At 55.6% G+C, this 19,188-nt stretch carries 16 protein-coding genes and 3 pseudogenes; 13 read left to right on the forward strand and 6 right to left on the reverse strand.

Features of this window, described 5'->3' with window-relative positions; translation table 11 throughout:
* Positions 1 to 128 precede the first annotated feature (128 nt).
* Positions 129 to 854 (forward strand): annotated as a pseudogene (locus J7412_RS21335) (transposase); the annotation flags it as partial.
* Here the strand turns inward: J7412_RS21335 and J7412_RS21965 are convergent.
* From J7412_RS21965 to J7412_RS21345, 3 genes and pseudogenes are all read right to left on the reverse strand, one after another.
* Positions 832 to 951, reverse strand: a pseudogene (locus tag J7412_RS21965) (transposase); the annotation flags it as partial. The pseudogenes J7412_RS21335 and J7412_RS21965 overlap by 23 nt on opposite strands.
* Positions 952 to 1,100: 149 nt before the next feature.
* A pseudogene (locus J7412_RS21340) lies at positions 1,101 to 1,674 on the reverse strand (IS6 family transposase); the annotation flags it as partial.
* A gap of 100 nt (positions 1,675 to 1,774) precedes the next feature.
* A complete protein-coding gene (locus J7412_RS21345) occupies positions 1,775 to 2,674 on the reverse strand; it encodes a bestrophin family ion channel (protein ID WP_209081771.1) in 900 nt (299 codons plus the stop codon).
* A gap of 273 nt (positions 2,675 to 2,947) precedes the next feature.
* On the opposite strand from J7412_RS21345, the gene J7412_RS21350 reads away from it, so the two are divergent.
* From J7412_RS21350 to J7412_RS21370, 5 genes are read left to right on the forward strand one after another with little or no spacing between them, the layout of a single operon-like run.
* Positions 2,948 to 4,198, forward strand: coding sequence for a sarcosine oxidase subunit beta family protein (locus J7412_RS21350; protein ID WP_209081773.1), 1,251 nt, complete (start codon positions 2,948 to 2,950; stop codon positions 4,196 to 4,198).
* Positions 4,199 to 4,208: 10 nt separating this feature from the next.
* Positions 4,209 to 4,694, forward strand: a complete 486-nt coding sequence (locus J7412_RS21355) for a pyridoxamine 5'-phosphate oxidase family protein (protein WP_209081775.1) — start codon at positions 4,209 to 4,211, stop codon at positions 4,692 to 4,694.
* Entirely contained in the window at positions 4,688 to 4,975 is a 288-nt protein-coding gene (locus J7412_RS21360; RefSeq protein ID WP_209081776.1) for a sarcosine oxidase subunit delta, read from the forward strand. The genes J7412_RS21355 and J7412_RS21360 overlap by 7 nt, the downstream gene beginning before the upstream one ends.
* Positions 4,975 to 7,929: a sarcosine oxidase subunit alpha family protein gene (locus J7412_RS21365; RefSeq protein ID WP_209081778.1), complete on the forward strand. Its 2,955-nt coding sequence runs from the start codon at positions 4,975 to 4,977 to the stop codon at positions 7,927 to 7,929. The genes J7412_RS21360 and J7412_RS21365 overlap by 1 nt, the downstream gene beginning before the upstream one ends.
* Entirely contained in the window at positions 7,922 to 8,485 is a 564-nt protein-coding gene (locus tag J7412_RS21370) for a sarcosine oxidase subunit gamma (protein ID WP_209081781.1), read from the forward strand. Before J7412_RS21365 ends, J7412_RS21370 begins: the two co-directional genes overlap by 8 nt.
* A 71-nt stretch (positions 8,486 to 8,556) precedes the next feature.
* On the opposite strand, the gene J7412_RS21375 is transcribed toward J7412_RS21370, so the two are convergent.
* Together J7412_RS21375 and J7412_RS21380 are read right to left on the reverse strand one after the other, a co-directional pair.
* Positions 8,557 to 9,564, reverse strand: coding sequence for a helix-turn-helix domain-containing protein (locus J7412_RS21375; RefSeq protein ID WP_209081783.1), 1,008 nt, complete (start codon positions 9,562 to 9,564; stop codon positions 8,557 to 8,559).
* Positions 9,561 to 10,457, reverse strand: coding sequence for a LysR substrate-binding domain-containing protein (locus tag J7412_RS21380; protein WP_209081785.1), 897 nt, complete (start codon positions 10,455 to 10,457; stop codon positions 9,561 to 9,563). Before J7412_RS21380 ends, J7412_RS21375 begins: the two co-directional genes overlap by 4 nt.
* Before the next feature lie 108 nt (positions 10,458 to 10,565).
* Here J7412_RS21380 and J7412_RS21385 point away from each other — a divergent pair, with 108 nt between their 5' ends.
* From J7412_RS21385 to J7412_RS21415, 7 genes are all read left to right on the forward strand, one after another.
* Positions 10,566 to 12,014 (forward strand): aldehyde dehydrogenase family protein, encoded by a 1,449-nt coding sequence (locus J7412_RS21385; RefSeq protein ID WP_209081787.1) that lies wholly within the window; start codon positions 10,566 to 10,568, stop codon positions 12,012 to 12,014.
* A 169-nt stretch (positions 12,015 to 12,183) separates the two neighbouring features.
* Positions 12,184 to 13,167, forward strand: a complete 984-nt coding sequence (locus J7412_RS21390; RefSeq protein WP_209081789.1) for a membrane dipeptidase — start codon at positions 12,184 to 12,186, stop codon at positions 13,165 to 13,167.
* A 77-nt stretch (positions 13,168 to 13,244) separates the two neighbouring features.
* Positions 13,245 to 14,789: a BCCT family transporter gene (locus J7412_RS21395; protein WP_209081791.1), complete on the forward strand. Its 1,545-nt coding sequence runs from the start codon at positions 13,245 to 13,247 to the stop codon at positions 14,787 to 14,789.
* 103 nt (positions 14,790 to 14,892) lie between these two features.
* Positions 14,893 to 16,584 carry a hypothetical protein gene (locus J7412_RS21400; protein WP_209081793.1) on the forward strand — a complete coding sequence of 564 codons (1,692 nt, stop codon included), beginning with the start codon at positions 14,893 to 14,895 and terminating at the stop codon, positions 16,582 to 16,584.
* Complete coding sequence (locus J7412_RS21405) at positions 16,581 to 17,231, forward strand: DUF3726 domain-containing protein (RefSeq protein ID WP_209081795.1); 651 nt, start codon at positions 16,581 to 16,583, stop codon at positions 17,229 to 17,231. Before J7412_RS21400 ends, J7412_RS21405 begins: the two co-directional genes overlap by 4 nt.
* Positions 17,232 to 17,287: 56 nt before the next feature.
* A complete protein-coding gene (locus tag J7412_RS21410) occupies positions 17,288 to 18,295 on the forward strand; it encodes an Ldh family oxidoreductase (RefSeq protein ID WP_209081797.1) in 1,008 nt (335 codons plus the stop codon).
* A gap of 328 nt (positions 18,296 to 18,623) precedes the next feature.
* Complete coding sequence (locus tag J7412_RS21415; protein ID WP_209081799.1) at positions 18,624 to 18,788, forward strand: hypothetical protein; 165 nt, start codon at positions 18,624 to 18,626, stop codon at positions 18,786 to 18,788.
* A 229-nt stretch (positions 18,789 to 19,017) separates the two neighbouring features.
* Here J7412_RS21415 and J7412_RS21420 read toward each other — a convergent pair.
* Positions 19,018 to 19,188 (reverse strand): integrase core domain-containing protein (locus J7412_RS21420; protein WP_209081801.1); only part of this gene is annotated, 171 nt, incomplete at its 5' end.

Below are 19,188 nucleotides of genomic sequence, written 5' to 3' on the forward strand. Positions count from 1 at the left end.
GCCAAATCATACCGCCACGCGCGAAACGATGCTTTCGAGTTGTGGGCTGGCTATGCAACGCAATTGGCCCCCTGAGTGGCAACGTTCACGCCAAGCTGAGCCCGGGGGGCAACAACCTGACAAAGCCGCCCGAGGCTGAACGTTTTCATCGCAGCTCACGCAGCGATTGGTTCTTCGCCTTCCTCGAACGCTATCCTTCACCACATTTTATTTCTGCCATGGACCAAGAGGCGTTCATTGCTGATGCTTGGGAAGTTGCCGGCCGCAAAGTTTCGAAATAACGGTTGCTTGCAGATAATTGTCCGACCGCCAAAGCTTCCGTGGGTTTGCCCATTGTGCTAGATTCAGATGCCATGAGGATGTTTCGGTTGGTCTCGGGCGAAGGGCGCAGTCTGATTGCTCAGCGTAACGAGATCGAGGATCACGCCATTGAACTGCTCAAGACCAACGGCGACTATCAGTTGCTGACATCTATCCCAGGGATTGGGTCGATCAATGCGCTAACCATCCTGGCAGAGGTCGGCGATCGGCACCGCTTTCAGCATCACCGGCAATTCTTGAAGTTCTGCGGCATGGACCTTGCAACGAACCAGTCCGGCACATTCCGGGGCCAGACCAAGCTGTCCAAGTATGGCAATGCCCGGCTACGACGCACACTTTGGATGGCTGGCCAAGTCGCGATCAATCAGCGCACCAACAGCTTTCGGGATAAGTCCGTACGCTACATTTCCAAAGATCGCCACAACACCCACTTGCGCCGCAAGGCGTATACCGCAATCGCCGCAAAGACGGCCTGCACTGTGCATGGGATCATCAAACGCGGCGAACCCTATTCTCTTCATCCACCATCTTGAGACGTTTCATCTCGGAAGGCATCAGCCCTCCATACTTCTTGCGTCAGTTATAAAACGTGGCCTCCGCAACCCCAGTCTTGCGACAGACTTCCGCGATGCTCATGAATTCTTCAGGTGTTGTCACGTTAATCCGTGATCCAGATAGGGATCCTGGCTTTCAGATTTCAAGCGGCCTTTGTGGCAGTATTCTAGGCGTCAAATGCCTCGAGGCGGTGTTGGTGCTGAGCGACGGCACGCGGGGACACTGAAACGATTGCGAATGGCTGAATGGGTGGCCACAAACCTTTGCAACCCGCCGACAGACCGATAGCCTTGAATTGTACGTTCTCGCTTTCGGAATGGGAGGTGACTGTTTCCAGCCCGTTTGTTGTCGCCCTTGTGCGACCAGTGTTTCAGGCCCGGCGCGATCTCCCGTTTGGCAGCACCATATGAGCGCAGCTTGTCTGTGATGATCCGTTTGGGAATAAAACCAAGACGCGTTATCAGGCTGCGCAATAGCCGTTTGGCGGCTCGTTTGTTGCGTTTCGATTGGATGATTTCATCCAGAACGACGCCATGCTGATCGACCGCGCGCCAAAGCCAATACTTGCGGCCAGAAATTCTCACGACAACCATCATCGAGATGCCAGATATCACCGGGGCGATCCTGTCGCTGTCGCAATTTGCGAACGATCTGTGGCCCGAACTTGATGACCCAGCGCCGGGCAGTCTCGTACGACACGTCGATCCCACACTGCAGCTGCATCTCGTCAACTTCGCGTAGGCTTAGATTGAAACTGGCATACAACCACACGGCTGGGGCGATGATTTGAGGAGGAAATCGGTGACGCTTGTAGCTGATCGATGATGAAATCATCGATGTCACCTATGCCCAAATCCAAACACCAGCAACCGAAAGGCAGATAACGTGACAACACCGTTTAAGTCAATATGTAGTCGGCAGGTTCGCTTGCTGGAAGCGTCGGCAAACCAAATGTTTCCAAAATGGTGTTGTCGCACACGCGGCAGATGGCGTTCAAAGGCAAGCCATTGTCTGGAGAGGTAAATGGGTCTTCTAATTCGCGTGTCACGGCTTGAAGGCCAAAAAACACATAGGCTACGACAGCCATGATGGCAGGGGCAAAAACGCCTCCGGAGTCTGCGAGGGCGAATGGCAGAAACGCGCAATACACATAGGTCGTGCGCCGTACCAAGAGAGAATATACAAAGGGTACAGGTGTCGTTTTAATCCGTTCATTTCCAGCTTGCTGTGCCGCCAAGTCGGACAACCGATTTGAAAGCGAGAGGCGCCCCATAGGATCGATGTTTCCCTCTGCGCTGAGCATGTTGAGGTTCCGCGCAGCCGTATTTAACCAGTAGGCTGCTGGATTGGTCGACGTTGCGGCATCGTCGTTTACGAGGTTTGCGTATTCTGGAAAGGTATCTTCAGCCTCTCCGCGCAGATTGGCGCGGTGCGCGTGAAAGAAGCGCGCCACTGGGAGCAAAAAACGCTGCCTATCTTGGTCAGAGTTGAGATGGATCAGGCTCTCCTGAGACGCTGCGCGCACGCTCGCGACGATGCCGCCCCAGAGTTTTCGGGCTTCCCACCATCGATCAAAGACCACGGTGTTTCGAAACGCCAAAAACAATGTGAGCGCGACGCCAAAGACGCTCATTGAAGAAATCGATGGCTTTGGCAAAAGATCGGTTTGATAAGATAGGAGATCAATTGCTGACGCCCAAACTGCGAACAATAAGATCTTGCCGTAGATTTTGCTGAGAATAGATCCGCGCAGTACAAAGAACAGCTGCATCGCCGATGGTTGAGGGCGTACGATCATGTTTTTGTTACCTTGTTAGGGCTGACTTGCATGTTTCAATCGGATTTTTGATGCAGACGCTTAGTAAGCTGATCTGAATTTATCAATGCTAATTTCAGTGTTTCTGAATTTTGGAGTTGAGAATCCAACACGTTTGAATGCCACGATGATCTGGTGCATTTGCGGCGCATGCGCGCCATCTCTGTCGGATCTGAAAGTATTTCTGTCCGAAATCGAGGCCGAAGCAGTAGGGAAAAGCGCTTAGAGAAGTGACGGCAACCAATAGGAGCTTTTATGCGATTCTCGGCGCTGCGACTTTTTAAAGAGGCTTTGACTGGCCACAAAGGCTGGGGCGCGCACTGGCGTGACCCTGAGCCCGCTGATGCCTACGACTATGTGATCGTAGGTGGTGGTGGCCATGGTCTTGCAACAGCATATTATCTTGCCAAGGAATTCGGCGGTGCGCGCATTGCTGTGCTTGAAAAAGGTTGGATTGGTGGTGGCAATGTTGGACGGAACACCACGATCATTCGCTCAAACTATCTGCTTGATGGCAATGAGCCGTTTTATGAGTTTTCGCTGAAGCTTTGGGAAAACCTTGAGCAGGACTTCAATTATAACGCGATGGTCAGCCAGCGCGGTATTTTGAATCTGGTGCATACAGATGCGCAGCGTGATGCCGCCCGGCGTCGCGGCAACGCGATGATCCTGAACGGATCAGATGCCGAGTTGCTGGACACTGACGCGGTGCGTGACATGTACCCTTTCCTGAATTTCAATGATGCGCGTTTCCCAATCAAAGGCGGTTTGCTGCACCGCCGGGGCGGGACTGTACGCCATGATGCAGTGGCATGGGGTTATGCCCGCGGCGCAGATATGCGCGGCGTGGATATCATCCAGAATTGTGAGGTCACGGGCTTCCGCATCGAAAACGGCAAAGTGCTCGGGGTGGAAACAACGCGCGGCTATATCGGTGCCAAAAAGGTTGGTGTCTCTGTCGCCGGCAGCTCCAGCCGCGTGATGGAAAAGGCGGGCATGCGCCTGCCAATCGAAAGCCACGTGTTGCAGGCGTTTGTGTCCGAAGGGCTGAAGCCCTTCATCCCGGGCGTCATCACCTACGGTGCAGGCCATTTTTATTGCAGCCAGTCTGACAAAGGCGGTCTAGTGTTTGGTGGTGACATCGACATGTATAATTCTTACGCCCAACGCGGCAATCTGCCCGTGGTGGAGGATGTGGTCGAAAGCGGCATGTCGCTCATTCCGGCGCTGGGTCGGGCGCGGCTGCTACGCAGCTGGGGCGGTATCATGGATATGTCCATGGATGGCTCGCCCTTCATCGACAAAACCCATATTGAGGGCCTCTATTTCAATGGGGGCTGGTGCTACGGCGGCTTTAAAGCGACGCCAGCAGCAGGTTATTGCTTTGCGCACCTTCTCAAAACTGATCGCCCTCATGAAACAGCAACTGCCTATCGTCTGGACCGGTTCCTGACTGGACATATGATCGACGAAAAAGGGCAGGGCGCCCAACCAAACCTGCACTAAGGATACGGCCATGATCAACAAGTTCGCCCGCGACCTGATCGAAAATTGGCATCTTGGCTTTGTGGCCACTGCAGATGCTGAGGGCAATCCAAACGTTTCGCCCAAGGGGTCATTTGTAATCCATGATGACACCACGATCAGTTTCGCCGAGATCCGTTCGCCAAACACTTTAGCCAACATCAAGGTGCGCCCTCAGCTAGAGGTCAATTTCATCGACATTTTGACCCGCCGGGGGGTGCTCATCCAAGGGGAGGCAAGCTTCGTCGCTCGCGAAGATGCCCGCTACCCTTCGTTGCGGCCACCTTACACCACGCGCTGGCCTGAGCTGGAGCCTGAGTTTTCTGGCTTTGTCGTCATCAATGTGACCGCCTGCAAACCGCTCGCCACACCGGCCTATGATATTGGCGTAACCAGCGAAGACTTACGCGCCAAATGGATGCAGCGCGTCCGGGATATCAATATCATCCACAAAGGATCGGAGGACGCCGAATGCTGATCGATCACCCCTTGTTGGGCCTGCGCGATGCACAGGAATTTACCTATCTTGGCGATGCCTCACTGATCAATCGTCCTGATTGGCAGGCGGAAAATGCGGCGCAGGCGTTTCACGACTATCTGTACCTGCGTGACAACCCTGCGGGTGAACATCGCGAGCTGTGGTTTCACGAACAGGGCGACCGGTCCTGGTTGGTGGTGACACGCAACACGGTCACCCATGAAATTCTGAAAGTCGAATTGGCACGTGATGTGGCCAAAGCGGCAGGGAAGGCAGACTAATGGCGCAAAACAATCGTCTGAGTGGTGGGCTGATCAATCGTGACGCCGCCCTGAATTTCAAATTTGACGGCAACACCTATCAGGGGTTTGAAGGCGATACGCTTGCCTCCGCTTTGCTGGCCAACGGCGTGCGCCTGATGGGGCGGTCATTTAAATATCATCGTCCCCGCGGGACGCTGACGGCAGGCAGCGAAGAGCCCAATGCATTGGTTGAGGTGCGCAGCGGTGGCCGTCAAGAGCCAAACACGCGTGCGACAGTGGCCGAGCTTTATGATGGCTTCAGCGCGAATTCACAAAACCGCTGGCCCTCGCTTGAGCGTGATTTCATGGCGATCAACGACCGCTTCTCAAATTTCCTGACCGCAGGTTTCTACTACAAAACCTTCATGTGGCCGAAGGCTTTCTGGGAGAAACTCTATGAGCCGATCATCCGCAAGGCGGCGGGTCTTGGCAGTCTGACCGGCGAAGATGATCCGGATTGTTACGACAAAGGCTTTCTGCATTGTGATCTGCTCATCATCGGCGCAGGCCCCGCCGGGCTGGCGGCGGCACTGACCGCCGGGCGCGCAGGCGCGCAGGTCATCGTGGCAGACGAAGATTTCCGTATGGGGGGGCGCCTGATCGCGGAAACCGGTGCTCTGGCTGAGATGGCAGGTGAGGCTTGGGTGGCACAGACGCTGGCAGAGCTTGCGTCGATGGGCAATGTGCGGGTGATGCCGCGCACCACCGTGTTTGGGGCCTATGACCACGGCATTTACGGTGCTGTAGAGCGCAACGCCGATCATCTGATCGCCCCGGCAGCGGATAAGCCGCGCCAGACGCTGTGGCGGATCTATTCCAAACGTGCCGTCATTGCCACAGGGGCGATTGAGCGCCCGATTGCGTTTGAAAACAACGACCGTCCCGGCGTGATGCTGGCGGGCGCTGTGCGAGCCTATGCCAACCGCTGGGCGGCGACACCGGCGCAGTCTGTTGTGGTTTTTGCGAACAATGACGATGCGCATCAGACCGCACGCGAACTTATGGCACGCGGTGTTGCTGTGCCTTCGATCGTTGATACACGCCCGGATGCGCCCGATGTGGCTGGCACAGAAGTGCTCAAAGGAGCGGAAATCGTGGACAGCTCTGGCCGTCTGGGTCTGACCTCGGTACGCGTGCGCACAGCCAATGGCCAGACCCGCGATATTGCTTGTGGCGCAGTGGCCATGTCGGGCGGCTGGAACCCAAATCTGGGTCTGACCTGCCATCAGCGTGGGCGCCCGGTCTGGAATGCGGATATTCATGCGTTTGTACCGGGTGAGGGGCTGCCTGTTGGCCAGATCGTAGCTGGCGCTGCAAAAGGTGAGTTTACAACTGAAGCTGCGCTGAAAGGCGGGGCTGCGGCTGCGGTGACGGCGCTTTCAGATCTGGGGATCACAGCCGCCGCCGCGGAGCTGCCAGCGGCAACAGACGCTCCGGTTGCGATCACACCATTTTGGCATGTCAAAGGCGCAAAACGCGCATGGCTGGATTATCAGAACGACGTTACCGTCAAAGACGTGAAACTGGCACATCAGGAAAACTTCACCTCGGTGGAGCATCTGAAGCGCTACACCACCTTGGGCATGGCCACCGATCAGGGCAAAACCTCCAACCTCGGAGCGCTTGCGGTGATGGCGGAACTGACTGGCAAGTCGATCCCAGAAACAGGTACCACGATTTTCCGCCCGCCCTACACACCGGTTGCGATGGGCGCCTTTGGGGGCCGTGCCGTTGGCAAGGATTTTCATCCCACCCGCCTGACACCCAGCCACAAATGGGCAGAAGAGCAAGGGGCCGTGCTTGTCGAAGCTGGCAATTGGCTGCGGGCGCAGTGGTTCCCGCGCAAGGGCGAAACCCACTGGCGTCAGTCCGTTGACCGCGAGGTGCTGCAGACCCGTAATTCTGTCGGCGTGTGTGATGTGACCACATTGGGCAAGATTGATGTGCAGGGCACGGATGCTGCTGCCTTCTTGAACAAGATCTACGCCAATGGGTTTGCCAAGCTGGCAGTGGGCAAGACCCGCTATGGCCTGATGCTACGCGAAGATGGCGTGGCTTATGACGATGGCACCGCTGCGCGTCTGGCGGAGGATCATTTTGTGGTGACAACGACTACCGCCAATGCGGTGCTGGCCTATCGCAACATGGAATTCGTGCGCCAGTGTCTGTGCCCGGAGATGGATGTGCAGCTGATCTCGACCACCGAGGCCTGGGCGCAATATGCTGTGGCAGGGCCCAACAGCCGAAAGCTGCTTCAGAAAATTGTCGATCCTGAATTTGACATCTCCAACGAGGCCTTTCCCTTCATGGCCTGCGGCGAAATCACCGTTTGTGGTGGTTTGCGTGCGCGGCTGTTCAGGATCTCGTTCTCTGGGGAACTGGCCTATGAAATCGCGGTGCCGACCCGTTATGGCGACGCCATGATGCGTGCGCTGATGGAGGCGGGCGAGGAGTTTGATGTTGTTCCTTATGGCACCGAAGCGCTTGGCGTTATGCGAGTTGAAAAAGGTCATGCTGCTGGCAATGAGCTCAACGGCACCACCACGGCGCTGAACCTCGGGCTTGGGCGCATGGTCAGCACCAAGAAAGACTGCATCGGCAATGTGCTCAGTCGTCGCGAGGGGATGAACACCAAAGACGCGCTGGCACTGGTTGGCGTGAAACCAGTGAATGCGGCAGATCCAGTGCCTGCGGGGGCGCATCTGATGAATGCGACGGGGCCAGTCGATGCAGCACATGATCAGGGCTATGTCACCTCTGCTGTCTACTCGCCGATCCTTGAAAGCTCCATTGGCTTGGCTTTCGTTAAGGGCGGTTTTGATCGCAAAGGTGAAAAGCTGCGTCTTGTGAATCCGCTGGAAGGTCAGGACACCCTGGTCGAGATCGTCAGCGCCCATTTTGTGGACCCTGAAGGGGAGAAACTTCGTGCATAAACTCAAAGCAATCACTCCGCTGGGCAGTGACACGCCGCGTATCGACACGATTGGTACGCTGACCATCTCGGAAGGTGTTGATAGCGCACTTGCATCCGTTGCAGCACGCGCCGGACAGGAGGCCGCTGTGCGTGACCTGCTGGCAGGAAAACTTGGTCTGTCGTTGCCTGATGTGGGGCGCTCGGCAGACGCTGCACCTCTAGCAGCTTTTTGGTCTGCGCCCGAACAGTGGATGATTACAGCGCTACATGACACTCATGAACTTCTGGCCTTTGAACTCAAGGCAGTGTTGGGTGATGCAGCATCTGTTGTGGAGCAAACGGATGGTTGGTGCCGTTTTGACGTGATTGGTGACACGCTTGAGGACTTGTTTGAGCGGCTCAGCAACGCGCCGATTCGCACAATGGGGCCGAGCTCTGTGCGCCGCACCACTGTTGAACATGTTGGCGTGTTTTTGTGGCGTCTCAGTGAAACGCACGTCGCCGTGTTTGGACCGCGTTCTTCCGCAGCCTCTTTGCATCACGGGTTGATTTCTGCCGCCAAATCCATCTCGTAGCGATGCCTAAACTAGCATATGGGGCGCTTTCTGCCGAAAGCGCCCATGTGTCATGATTAAACTCTAAGGACTTAGCCTGATGGCAAGGCGTCATCACTGCCAACGCGCATGGAGTTCTTTGCGCGCCGGTCACTGACAGGAGTCGCCCCATAGGTTTCACGATAGTAGCGAATAAAGGTGCCTGGTGTGGCGTAGCCCACCATATACGCCACTTCAGCGATCGAGACATTGGTGTAAAGCACGAGTTGGCGCGCCTGCTTCATGCGCATGCGCCGGTAGTAAACGAGGGGGCTCTGGCCTGTCGCATTTTTGAAGCTACGCTCCAATGAACGCGCCGATAGGCCTACGGAGGCCGCGACTTCGCTGATCTGGATTGGATTTTCAATGTGTTCAGCAAAATGCGCAATCGCTTTGGCAATTTGACTGGGCAGCAGATCTTCGCTTTGCGGCGTGGAAATTGCAGGGACTTTCTGAGTTACATTCTCGCTGCGGATGAAGGGGTGCTGAAACCAGCAGGCCACCTCCGCCATGATGTCGCCGCCCAGCCTTTCCTCGATCAGCTCAAGCATGTGGTCAAAGACGGCTGAGGCGCCTGAAATCGTCGTTATGGAGGCTTCTTTGCAGATCACAGATCCATTGATTGGGATGTGTGGAAATTCTGACTGGAACGCGGCTTCATAACACCAATGTACTGACAGTGGCGTGTCCCTAGTCAGATTGGTGCGTGCCAGAGGGAACACGCCGCCGCTGATGGCGCCGATTCTGGTCTTGTTGCGGATCAGGCGTTGAAGCGCGGCGTTTGCCTTAGATGGGGCGTCAAAAGCGCTGTTGGGGCTTGAGGCAAACAGAAGGTGATCTAGTTTTTCTACCTCTGACAGAGCGAGATCGGGTGCAAATGTCACTCCCGCGGATGACTGAATAGGGGCCGTGCTTTCGGAGATCACTACCCAGTCAAAAGCGGTTTGGCCGGAGATTTCATTGGCTGCACGCAATGGTTCGATACAAGACGTGAGGCAAGCCATAGGAAAGCCTGGGAAGATCAAAATGCCCAGCGTGGTGCATTCGGGTTGCGGGCTCATTTTTGTTGTTCCTTCTTGAGGCTGTCGACCGTTTCCAAAATATCGGCTTCGAGCCTTTGTGCTGCGGGGCTCATTGCCGAATCGGCACGGCGGAGCAGATGTATATGGCGCTTTGCTTTCTCATCCGCGATAGGGCGAAAAACCAGATCTGTATGGCCTGCAGAGCTGGCTGCCATTTCTGGAAGGATTGTAATGCCAATTCCCGCGCGCACGAGCCCCAAGATTGATGTAAGGTTGTGTGCAGAGAAGCGTGATCTTGAATGCAACGCCTCCACTTCGGCCCCAAGTATGCCTTCGGACAAGCTATTGGCGATCAGATGCTCTTGCGCCAACGCGTCCCATTCGATTGGGGCAGGCGTCAAAGCTAGAGGGTGCTCAGGGGGCAGCATAACGCCAAACCAGTCGGTCATTAGAGGTTGGCTGTGCAACCCAGTGTCATGGGTGCTGAGCGTGGCGATGCCAATATCGATGCGGCCGCGCGTGAGCTCATGCAGCACAGATTTTGAATCCATATCGCGCAAATCAATGCGGACGCTTTCGTAAGCCTTTATGTTGCCGGAAAAAACACGTGGCATGATCGTTCCTGCGACCGAGGGAACAGTTGCGATGCGCACATGCCCCATGCTGGCATCCGCAAAGCTTTCTATGGCTCTGACAGTATTGTCGAAGTGCTGCAGCTGTTGCTCTGATTGCTCCAGCACAAACGCGCCCAGAGCCGTGAGTTTGTTTTTCCGGTCGGTCTCAAACAATGGCTCACCAAGATGCGCTTCGAACTGTTTGAGCATCATGGAAACCGCAGAGGGAGTCCGCTTAAGGATGAGTGCGGCGTCGGTGAGGTTGCCGCTGCGAGCGACGGCCACAAAACCGCGGAGCATTTCAATTTTGAGCGTCATCAGGAGCTTCAGTTTTGTTGAATTTATCTTCAATAATTTTAGTTTGATTGATTGGTTGAAAAGAGTCCATACCCCGAGGCGACAATTTCTTAATGAGGTGACTCGGCGATGTCTGACATCCAAAAGAACCTGATCGCTGGCGAATGGCTGACTGGCGAAGGCGAAATCGAAAACCGCAACCCGTCTGATCTGAGCGATCTTGTCGGAGTGTTTGCTCAGGCAAGCGCTGATCAGCTGGAGGCAACCCTTGATCAAGCGCGCATCGCGCAGCGGGAGTGGGCGGCCTATGGGTTGGAGCGCAAGCAAGCTGTTCTGAATGCGATTGGCAACGAGCTTATGGCACGCGCAGAAGAGTTGGGCACTCTGTTGAGCCGGGAAGAGGGCAAGCCTCTGGCCGAAGGCAAGGGCGAAGTGTTCCGCGCAGGTCAGTTTTTCACCTACTATGCCGCAGAATGTCTGCGCCAGATCGGTGAGAATGCTGACTCCGTACGCCCTGACATTGAAATCGACGTACGCCGAGAAGCGGTGGGTACCGTTGCTATCATCTCTCCATGGAACTTCCCGACGGCGACGGCATCTTGGAAAATTGCGCCTGCGCTCTGCTATGGCAATGCTGTTGTGTGGAAGCCCGCCAATATCACGCCGGCCTCTGCTGTGGCACTGACAGAAATCATCAACCGTCAGGACATTCCCAAAGGATTGTTCAGCCTCGTAATGGGCTCCGGCCGGTCGATCGGTCAGCGTCTGGTGGAGAGCCCGAAGGTGGATGCGATTTCCTTTACGGGCTCTGTGCCTGTGGGCAAGGGTATTGCCGCCGCTGCAATCCAGAACTTGACCAAAGTTCAGATGGAAATGGGCTCCAAAAACGCATTGGCAGTGATGGATGACGCGGATCTCGATCTCGCGGTCACGCTGGCACTTGGTGGCGCATTTGGTGGCACCGGTCAGAAATGTACCGCCTCCTCGCGTCTGGTTGTGCATGCTGCCGTGCATGATGCTTTTGTCGAAAAACTTGTGGCCGGTACGCAGGCGATGAAAGTGGGCCACGCGTTGGAAGCAGGTACTCAGATGGGGCCGGTCGTCAGCGAACAGCAGCTCACAGAGAACCTGTCTTACGTGGATCTGGGAAAATCCGAAGGTGCGGAACTGGCCTGTGGCGGTCAGCGTCTGGAGATGCCGCATCAGGGCTTCTACATGTCGCCAGGTGTTTTCCTGAACAGCACCAATGACATGCGCATCAACCGTGAAGAGATGTTTGCGCCGTTGACCAGCGTTGTCAAAGTCGGCAGCTATGACGAGGCCCTGTCGGTCGTCAATGACACCAACTTTGGTCTGACATCTGGCATCGTCACCAAATCTCTGGCACGCGCGACGCACTTCCGCCGCAACGCCCGCACAGGTGTAGTAACCGTGAACCTGCCAACCGCTGGAACGGACTATCACGTGCCATTTGGTGGCCGCGGGGACAGCTCCTACGGCCCACGCGAACAGGGCAAAGCGGCGGCTGAGTTCTATACCACCGTTAAAACCGCATACATCAGCGCAGGTCCTGTTTGATCTGAGTGTGCACGCAGCTGCGCCCGCTTGGGCGCAGCGCTCAAGGCGCGCATGCGCCCTGAGACCGAGACGAAATTTCGCAGACAACACTGCTTGGGCGCTGATCACATAGAAACGGTTGCCGCATCGCTTTGCAAGCCAAATGCACCGAGCGGGGGGAGAGATCACAATGAGCCATTTCCGTATCGACGGACTGCAATACGCCAATTGGTCTGAAAAGATCTTTCGCCAGCTGCGTGAAGGGCAAGTCGACGCCATCCATGTGACCATTTCTTATCACGAGAACTTTCGTGAAACGGTTCTAAATTTTGAGAAATGGAACCGTTGGTTCGAGCAATACCCTGATTTGATTATGAAAGGTCGCTGGGCCAGCGATATCGCCAAGGCCCGTGAAACCGGTCGCACAGCGGTGTTTTTTGGCTTCCAGAACCCGAGCCCGATTGAAGATGACATCGGATTGGTCGAAATCCTGCACGATCTCGGCGCGCGGTTCATGCAGCTGACCTATAACAACCAATCGCTTCTGGCGACGGGCTGTTATGAGGCTGAAGATTCTGGCATCACGCGCATGGGCAAACAGGTTATCAAAGAGATGAACCGCGTTGGTCTTGTCGTGGACATGAGCCATTCGGCAGATCGATCCACGATTGAAGCGGCGGAGATTTCTGAGCGTCCGATCGCGATCACCCACGCCAACCCCTATGATTGGTCGCCTGCACTGCGCAACAAACGTGACAACGTTATCCGCGCGGTTACGGAAAACGGTGGTATGCTGGGCTTCTCAGTCTACCCGCATCATCTGAAAGACAAATCAAATTGTACGCTGGAAAGCTTCTGCGAGATGATCGCCCGCACTGCCGAAACCTATGGGGCGGAGCATTTGGGTATTGGCACGGACCTTTGCCAGGATCAGCCTGACAGCATTGTGGAATGGATGCGCGTCGGTCGCTGGACGAAAGAAATCGACTATGGCGAAGGCTCTGCTGCTGCGCCTGGCTTCCCTCCGATGCCAACTTGGTTTGAAGACAATCGCCACTTTGGCAACATCGAAGAAGGTCTGCGAGCCACAGGTCTCAACGCCGAGGAAGTTGCGGGGATCATGGGGAACAACTGGCACCGCTTCTTTGCGGAGAACTTCACACCGCGCGCTTAACGCCAGCCGAGAATACAACACTCAATAATAACGGCCGGGACCTATGATGTGGTGTCGGCCCGACCAACGGAGGGGTCATGTCTGACGCAACTTTGGAAACCGGAGCAAAAGAGGGGCGGATCAACAAGCCGCTGTTTCTGATTTCCGGTGGGTTTATCGCGATTTTTTGCATCGCTGCGCTCGTAAATCTGCAGGCGCTGTCTGCGACTGTTGACTGGGGCTTCAACGTTTCAGCAACGTATTTTGGTCTGTATTGGCAGGTGCTGCTGCTGGCAACGTTCCTGATTGGTCTGGTGCTTTGCGTTCTGCCCGGAGGGCGTGCGATCATGGGCGGCATCACCACGCCTGAGTTCACCACGTTCCAGTGGGGCTCTATGATCATGTGTACACTGCTTGCTGGTGGTGGTGTGTTCTGGGCGGCAGGTGAGCCAATTGCCCACTTCCTGTATTCCCCTCCCCTCTATGGGGCAGAGGGCGCAACCGAAGCAGCGGTTAATCCGGCGATTGCCCAAAGCTTCATGCACTGGGGGTTTCTTGCATGGGCCATTCTGGGGTCCCTCACCACAGTGATGCTCATGCATTATCACTATGAAAAAGGCCTCCCCCTTGCGCCACGCACGCTGCTGTATCCGGTGTTTGGTGATAAGGCGATCAATGGCCCGATTGGGTTGATTGCAGATGCCTCTTCGATCATCGCTGTTGTGGCAGGCACCGTAGGGCCGATTGGTTTCTTGGGGCTTCAGGTCAGCTACGGTCTTGCAGATCTCTTTGGCCTGACTGATGGCTTTGCGCTGCAGGCGACTGTGATCGCTGGCCTTGTGGCAATTTACACGATTTCTGCCATGACCGGCCTGTCGCGGGGCATTCAGATCCTGTCAAAGGTCAATGTTCTTCTGGCGGCTGCGCTTTTGCTGTTTGTGCTTATTGCTGGGCCAACGGGCTTTATCTTTGGCTCGTTCTTCTCCGGTTTTGGCACCTATGTTGGGAACTTTTTCCAGATGGCGCTTTATCGTGGCGACGCTGGGGTCTTTGGTGAGCCAGGCTGGCTTGGTTGGTGGACTGTGTTCTTCTGGGGCTGGTTCATGGGCTATGGTCCGCTGATGGCAATGTTCATCGCACGTGTATCCCGCGGTCGTTCGATCCGTTCGATCATCATAATGCTCTCCATCGTTGCACCCATCGTGACCAACTTCTGGTTCACCATCATTGGTGGCACAGGCATCGCAATGGAGCTGGAAGCAACAGGCTCGATTTCCTCCGCATTTGAGGGGTTCAATCTGCCTGCCGCACTATTGGCAATCACCAATAACCTGCCGATGGGGTTTGTGATCTCTATCCTGTTCCTCATCCTGACCACGATCTTTGTGGCCACCACAGGGGACTCGATGAGCTTTGTGATTTCTGCCACCATGAGCAATGAAAACAATCCACCTGCTGCGCTGCGCGTATTCTGGGGGATTGCAATGGGCGTGATGGCAGTGATCTTGATCTCTGTTGGATCGGGCGGTGTATCTAAGCTGCAGAGCTTTATTGTGGTCACTGCTGTACCGGTGTCGTTGCTGCTGCTGCCGTCGCTGTGGGATGCGTTGCGCATCACGCTTGCCAAAGGCAAAGCTGAGTAAACGGCCTTTGTTGGGCGCAAAACGCGCCCAACACTCCCCATTCAAAGACTGTCAGGCATCTTGTCAATTTCACTCAGATGCCAAAAGATCAGGAGGATATCGAATGACTGAGGTTTCCCGACGTGCCCCACAGGTGGTGATGCGTCTTGCGCGTCTTGGTTCTATGCACCAGTCGCGACTGTCCTTTATGCGCGTTCTAACCCGTCGCATGGCGCGAGAGAACTGGCGGTTTGAGAAGACAGCTTTTGAAATCAACGACAATGGGGTTGGCCATGCAGTTTATACCGCGCATGGTCCTGACAGATCATATTCACTGATTGCGTTTGCGCATGATCTCCCCCCTGAGAAACGTTCTGATCGGGTGATTGCGGATGCATGGGATGCAACCTACACCCTCTTTGATGGCGTGCCGACGGGTTCAGACATTGAGCGACTTTCGGCCAACATTCCGGTGCAGGAAGCAGGGCGCGTGACTAACACGGAGCTGTCTGTGTCGCGGTCAAACAGATCGGTGCGCTTGTGGGAACATGTTGTCGATGCTCTCGCAAATGGGCATCAGCCTTCTGTTGAAAAGATCGACGCCGTTGGATACCTCATGCGGACGACAGCGGTGTATGGTTCAGGCAAATTGGGGGCCGCAGATCGCGAAATGATCGCGGATCGCCCTGAGTTTCGTGCCCCTTTTCAGGTCGAAATGTTGTCAGTTTATCTGACGCGCTGGTTTGTACTGGATTTGGTACAGCATATGGCTGACGTGCGTGCGAGAGAGAGTGGCGCCGAGGCTGTTGCGCTGGATCTTGATATTGCGCGCTCAATGGGCATCGGGAACTCAACGGGGCTCGGAATGGCGCCGTTTCTGCTGAACCATCCAGTTCTGTTCAACAATTGGATCGCGGCGCGTGAAAACGCAGTTCAAGTGGTGCGTGGTGTGCAATCCGCAACCGCAGAAGACATCTCGCTGTTTCGGGATGTCTTTGAGCGAAATAAGAAAATTGCAGAGACTTGGGTCTCTGAGCATCCAATCCAAATAGAGAAACTTGCCGCTCTGCGTGAGGATGTTGAAAAGGTTGATGGTTATCTGGCCGACGCCGATTTGAACGCCGCGTCTCCTTGGAATACTTTGTACGAATGGGCCGAAGAGCACCTTTCGCTGGAAGGTCAGGAATGGGTCGCATCGCTGATACTGGAGCCTTATGGCGTTTTGGTGGATGAGTTCGCCGAAGGCATGGCCGCCGATAACACCGCCACGTTCCGTATCGCAGGCGCTATGAAAATCGGGGATCTCAGAGCGCTACTGCGCGAGATCTATGGCTGGGCGATTGAAACCGACTGGACGGCCCCCGCGAGCAAGGCGCGGGCGTGGTATGTATCCGAAGAAAAGCTCGAGCCGCGCTTGGGCGAACGCTTTGAAGAGCCTATTGAGGAATATGAGCAACCATTGGCGCCCGGACGGGACGCGGCACAACTGTATCAGGCGCTGGCGCATTGGTCAGAGGATGCGCAGGTTGCAGACTTCCTTTTGCGTCACCCAGAACATCGCCATGTGCTGCGGCGCGTTCAGATAGTCGGGCGCGCGCCTTACGCAGAAATCAGAGACAATACAATTTCCGATCACGTGCTGCCGATTGACATGTTGCGCTGCAAGCTGTCGTTCTTCGGGGCTACTAAGTTTGATCCCCGATCCGACCGGTGGGTGCGCATTTGTATGTATGGCAACGCGCCGCTTCCGCATGAATTGTCCAATGAAAACGCGGACTATTGGGTTTTCCCGCAACATGAAAAGGCAACCGCATGAGGCACTCCCTGAACGAAATTGAAGCCATGAGCAAACGGGCTGCACGTGGCGCGGGCTTGTCTTGGGGACTATCGGAAGAAGCCGCAAAAGGCACGCGGTGGCTTTCTGCATTTGGCTTTCCCGGGGCAGGGTTGTTGGCGGACTTGCTGGAGATGAATGATCGCATTCCGTCAATTGATGTGTCGCCTGTATCGCTGAGTGCGGAAATCTGGCATGCACCGACACGCCGCATGAGCCCCTTGATTGCAGGGGCGTCCCTGAGCGACAGCGCTGTGCGCCTTTTGGATCGCGGCACCATTGTAATGGAAAATGTCAGCATTCCCTTGCTTGCGGTGCCGTTCATGGGCGGGGCTGCGTTGCGTCTTGGGGTGCCGGTTGCCGCGGAATGGGATGGCGCGCGTTTGGCGACCGATGGACGTCAGCTTTGCGTTCAGGCCAGCCCAGAAGCATTGAACGCGGACCATGTTGCCAAGCTGGTGTTCTCCGCGCCTGCGGAAATGGAAGGCCGGCGGGAGCCCTTGCTGCGCGCGGACGTTCCAGACAACGACTGGGACAGATTGAGCGCATTTGCCCACCGCACTTTTGCCCCTGCGACAGAAGAAAGCCGTCTGCGCGGCGCTGGATCCGGGCTGAGTGACAACGACTAAACCCCTGCGGTTTGCGCCAATGGGCGCATCACATATCAGAAGATTGGGAACCCACGATGACTGCAACCGAAACTCTCTCTCTTGCCGAGATTGAAGCACTTGCCTTTGACGCTTTGGTGAAAGCTGGCACGTCCGAAGAAAACGCGCGCCCACTGGCTGTCGCCACAGCGATGACAGAGGCGGATGGCGTGGCCTCTCATGGTTTGGCCTATATTCCAATCTACGCTCAGCACGTTGATTGCGGAAAAGTCGACGGGAAAGCCAAGCCCATTGTGACCCAGCCACGTCCCGCAGTTGTCGCGGTGGATGCGGCAACGGGGTTCGCCCATTCAGCCATTGATCTCGGCTTTGAAAAGCTGATCCCTTTGGCCAAAGAGCAGGGCGTGGCTGTGCTAGCAGTGAACAACTCTTATAACTGCGGTGTGCTCGGCGTGCATACACAGCGGTTGGCGCAAGCAGGGCTTCTGGGCATTGGCTTCACCAACGCGCCTGCGTCCATTGCACCTTCAGGTGGCGCCAAACCCGTTGTTGGCACAAACCCGTTTTCCATCGCCGCGCCAGATGCTGACGGAAATGCAGCATTGTTGATTGACCAATCCGCCAGCACCATTGCCAAGAGCGAAGTGATGAAACACGCGCGTGAAGGCCAACCCGTGCCGGAAGGGTGGGTTCTAGATGCGGATGGACAGCCCACAACAGATCCAGAGGCAGGTCTTAAAGGCTCCATGGTCCCTTCCGGCGGCTACAAAGGTGTTGGCATCGCACTGACCGTTGAACTGATGGCGGCAGCGATGACTGGTGCGACGCTCGGTTCCGTGGCCAGCCCCTTCTCTGGGGCCGCAGGTGGGCCTCCTAAGACCGGTCAGTTCTTCATCGCGGTTGATCCATCTGCCACGTCGGGCGGCGCTTTTCAGGAGAAGCTCTCCGAGTTGATCGCGTCTTTCCATGATCAAGACGGTGCGCGACTTCCCGGTGATGGGCGTAGAAAATGCCGTGAAATTGCGGCGACCGAAGGCGTCGCAGTGAACGCTGCTTTGTTGGAAAAAGTGCGCTTGCTGCTGTAGGCGAGTGCTACGGCTTTGTCAGATTTCTGCTGTCGTAGCGTCCGGATGGTTCGACTCCAGGTTGAATATCGCAGATTTTTCGCGGAGATGTTGTCAAGTTAACGGTAATCCGCATGGAGGTCCTGGATTTCGGACTTCAAACGGCCCGTGTGGTAGGATTCCAAGCGTGAAATACCTCGAGGCGTTGATATCTGATTGTTAGTGCTGAGCGACGGCATGCGGGGGCACTGAAACTATTCCGTATGGCTGAATGGGTGGCCCCAAACCTTTGCAACCCGCTGACAGACCGTTGGCCTTGCATTGTTCGTTCTCGCTTTAGTATTGGGCGATGGCTGTTTTAAGCCCAGTTGTTGAGGCCCTTGTGCTACCAGTGACCCAGTCCCGGCGCTACCTCCCTTTTGGCGGCTCGTTTGTTAAGTTTCGGTTGGATGATTTCATCCAGAACGACGCCATGCTGATCGACCGCACGCAAAAGCCAATACTTGCGGACTGAGATTCTAACGACGACCATCATTGAGATGGCAGATATCGCCGGACGGCCCTCTCGCTTTCGAAATTTGCGAGCGATCTATGGCCCGAACTTGATGATCTCACGCTGTAACATGACCTGCCCCGCGAAACTTTCCTCGTTCTAGTGTAGAGTTTGCCCGACCTTTTGAAGGAGCAAACGAATGCGAAAGAGCCGTTTTGATCAGCCCCACCTAAGTGGTCCAATTTGATTGTTAGTGCATGACCGGCCTTTGGTCCATCTGGATGATGGTTTCGAGAGCCGGAGGGCGGTAGCCCAGTGCACTATGCGGTCGTTTGGTGTTGTAGTGCTTTCTCCATTGTTCGATCAGGATTTGGGCCTCGCGCAAGCTGTAAAATATCTCACCATTCAGAAATTCGTCGCG

The organism is Shimia sp. R9_3, from assembly GCF_017743755.1.
GTDB lineage: Bacteria > Pseudomonadota > Alphaproteobacteria > Rhodobacterales > Rhodobacteraceae > Shimia.